General features: G+C 62.6%; 1 protein-coding gene. It reads right to left on the reverse strand.

Features of this window, described 5'->3' with window-relative positions; translation table 11 throughout:
• Nucleotides 1-262: aldo/keto reductase (locus tag SB756_RS31430; RefSeq protein ID WP_410913416.1), on the reverse strand; the 262-nt coding region annotated here is incomplete at both ends.

Raw genomic sequence — 262 nt, forward strand, 5'->3', positions numbered from 1 at the left:
GTCGCTGGTGGGCCAGTGAATGTGGAACAGGTCGATGTAGTCGGTTTGCAGGGCTTTCAGGCTGCGCTCCAGTGAGTGGCGCATGGCGGTGGGTTGCAACTGGTCCCACCAGACCTTGGTGGTGACGTGGATCTGCTCCCGGGGCACAGGAGTGTTGGCCAGGGCCTGGCCTACCGCTTCTTCGTTGTTGTAGGCCTGGGCGGTGTCGATATGCCGGTAACCCAGTTCCAGTGCCTGTTCCACGGCGCGGGTGCATTCCTGG

It is taken from the genome of Pseudomonas sp. SIMBA_068, assembly GCF_046534705.1.
Taxonomy (GTDB): Bacteria; Pseudomonadota; Gammaproteobacteria; order Pseudomonadales; family Pseudomonadaceae; genus Aquipseudomonas; species Aquipseudomonas putida.